The sequence below is a fragment of the uncultured Aliivibrio sp. genome, from assembly GCF_946479765.1.
Lineage (GTDB): Bacteria > Pseudomonadota > Gammaproteobacteria > Enterobacterales > Vibrionaceae > Aliivibrio.
The window spans coordinates 1-3,244 of record NZ_CAMLHO010000107.1; the positions used below are offsets into that span (position 1 = coordinate 1).

At 33.3% G+C, this 3,244-nt stretch carries 2 protein-coding genes; one reads left to right on the forward strand and one right to left on the reverse strand.

All coding sequences use genetic code 11. The features are described 5' to 3' along the window. The first annotated feature begins 76 nt into the window (after positions 1-76). Positions 77-709, forward strand: a complete 633-nt coding sequence (gene catB, locus Q1K78_RS17185) for a type B chloramphenicol O-acetyltransferase (protein ID WP_300181655.1) — start codon at positions 77-79, stop codon at positions 707-709. Positions 710-880: 171 nt separating this feature from the next. Here the strand turns inward: catB and Q1K78_RS17190 are convergent, their stop codons facing one another. After that, on the reverse strand, positions 881-2,464 hold the full coding sequence (locus tag Q1K78_RS17190; protein ID WP_300181657.1) for a P-loop NTPase fold protein: 1,584 nt from the start codon (positions 2,462-2,464) through the stop codon (positions 881-883). Positions 2,465-3,244 lie beyond the last annotated feature (780 nt).

Sequence of the window (3,244 nt, forward strand, 5' to 3'; positions counted from 1 at the left end):
GGCGTTAAAATTCAGTTAAGTCTGTATTGTAGCAAACGTGTTATGCAGGCGTTATAAGCTTAAAAGAGGATTTAGGTTGAACAATTATTTTGAAAGCCCTTTTGTGGGTAAATCACTCAAAGAACAAGTGACTAATCCTAATATTATTGTGGGTAAGCATAGTTACTATTCTGGCTATTATCATAATCATAGCTTTGATGATTGTGCTCGTTATTTATTGGCTGATAGAACGGATATTGATAAATTAATTATTGGTAGTTATTGCTCAATTGGTTCGGGTGCTGTTTTCATGATGGCGGGAAATCAAGGACATCAAAATAATTGGGTTAGTACATTTCCATTTTTCTACCAAGACGATGAAAATTTCTCAGATGCCAAAGATGGGTTTGAACGTTCAGGTGATACGATTATTGGTAATGACGTTTGGATTGGTACTGAAGCCATGATTATGAGCGGTGTAACCGTAGGTGATGGGGCAATAATTGCAAGTCGAGCTGTCGTAACTAAAAATGTAGCTCCTTATTCTATTGTAGGCTCTAATCCGGCTAAGCATATTCGTTATCGTTTTACTGAAAGTGAAATTGTTCAGTTGTTAGAAATGAAATGGTGGCAATGGAGCGATGAGCAAATCAAAGGTGCAATGAGTTTAATGTGTTCGTCAAATATCAGTGGTCTTTATGATTATTGGCAAAATCAGAATCGCTTATAACAAATGCATCAACACGATTTGCTACACTCGGCGTTGTCAGTTTGCCTTTGGTTTCAGTGATTAAGGTAGTAAAATTCAGCTAAGTCTGCATAGTAGCAAACGTGTTATGCAGGCGTTATGCGTATTTGTGCTAAAAATTTAGCTCCAAATGACACTTGGAGCCTAATTACATTAATTATCAAATGCTATTGCCATCTCAACCCAATCTTTATATGTAGAATGTTTGACTTTAGAGCTTAGCATTTGTTTTTCTGCTTTTAATTTCGCAGCATTTGTCCAATTGTTATAGCTATTACTATTGTCAGATAGGTTGTTAATTCTCTCTGAAAGTGCTTTTTCTCTTTCATGTAGTTGCACTTGATCTGTGAGTAAAGATGTATTGCATGAAATTTCTAATAACTCAGAAACACTAAAGGTATATCCATAATCTCGATACTCTGGAGAATTAGAGAGTACAGGGATTGAATAATGCCTGCGGGATCCTTCATTCTGAAGAGCTAAGTAGACTTCAAAGTTTAGTTTACTATGTTCAAAATCTAACAAAATGTCATTTTTCTCATGAGAAACTATTGAACGACTAATTACTTCATTATATAGGTTAAGATTTTTTTCACGAATAATTAATAAAACAACCAAATAACTTAAGTTTAATTCTTGATAAGGAGGGAAATTTCTAATAATACTGAATAATCGATTAATTAATTGTTCAGTATCACGTAATGAAAGTAAAAATCCATTTGCTAGGTTGGTAAGTAAGGCTGTTAAAGGTTCTTGGGTATTAACTATAGGCCAAGTGCGAAGCGTTGAAAATGAATCATCATTAGATAGTAGTAATTCAGTTTTACTGATTATAAATTGCTCTAGAGACGATGAATTTAATGAATACCTTGAATCAAAAAAACGATGTAAATAGGTTTGAGCATCAAAGCTTTCACCATATACGGATTTAACTGTATGTTGTAATTGTTCTGTATCAGTCGAAACAACAAAAACGAGGTTTTTTATTTTGAAAAAATGCTTTATAACTTCTAGCATTTCGACTGCATAGTTTGGTCTACAACGATCAAGTTCGTCAATGAAGATAAAAACAGGTGCATTTAACTTACCGTTATGCCCTTTACTTATTATGGCTTCAGCCCAAGCTCCGAGTTCATATTTAAGGCCTTCGACACTAGCTAGCTTAACGTTATGGTCATCGATTAAAGCAGCTGTTAGTTTAGATGCAACTGACCCATTAAAGGTATTGTCTTCATCATCTTGTTTAGGTAACTCCGTATTGGATGCGTCAAGCTCATCACTTATATTATCAATATCTATTCCAGAAACTTTTTTAACAATGCCTTTGGTAACTTCAGATCCAGTAGCTTTAAAGAATCGCCACGTTTTTTCTGCAATCTTGTTTATATACTTATCTGGAGTATCAAGATAGCTACGTAATTGATCAATAATTGAAGCAATTACAGTAAGCATAGGATCATTTGAATAATCTTGTTTCCATGCATCAATATAAACTGTTGGGTGCCCATGCTCTGATAAAGAGTTAGCCCATCGTTTAACAAAAAAAGTTTTTCCCGCTCCCCATTGTGCATTTAAATTTAAAACATAGCCGTTTAAACCTGCGTCAGGGATTACATTATTAGTTAAAAAAGCTGCAAGTCTTGCTCTATTTAGCTTATCTGATGGTTGTAATTCAATCAGACTTTCATTTTGAATGATAGCTTCTTTCCAATTGAAGTCATATTTTTTATTGCTCATATACAAGCGTTTTCCTTAGTTTAAGTTATTGTTTATAATATAGTCTAAGTAATATTTTGTCTTATATATCGTTACTTTTTCTGTAGTAAGTATAAATAAATTAGATATTCAATCTTGGTGTGATATACGCATAACAAATGCATCAACACGATTTGCTACACTCGGCGTTGTCAGTTTGCCTTTAGTTTCAGTGATTAAGGCAGTAAAATTCAGTTAAGTCTGTATCGTAGCAAACGTGTTATGCCAGCGTTATATGCAATTATAAATTGAAAGATATTATCAAACTTCATTTACAGTCTTGTTTATTTTTGTTTTAATTAGGTTGCACCTTAAAAGTGCAACCTTGATTAATTATTAATTACTTAAGCTCTCAGTTTGGCGACGGTTAACCTAAGTATTTGATAGCTAAACCAGTAATGGTTAGCAAGCAAATTGCTACATCAATAATATCGTTAAGCAATATGACCTCCTTATCAGTCAGGGTTATAAGCCGCTATTAATAACTAAATTGTTACTAATAGCGGCTTTTTTATTTGACAATCAGTATATTAGAGATGTTTTATTTTTGCAAACAGCTTTTCAACATTGTTTTTTCGAAATTAGCAAATTTCTGTGGATAACTTGGAAAACTCTTTATTATTCAATGGTTGGTTATCCACAGTTGATTTGATTTTTATGATATTGTGCCTAAAAAAGATTGCCTACTTTTACTTTTCTACTCGCATATAACAAATGCATCAACACGATTTGCTACACTCGGCGTTGTCAGTTTGCCTTTAG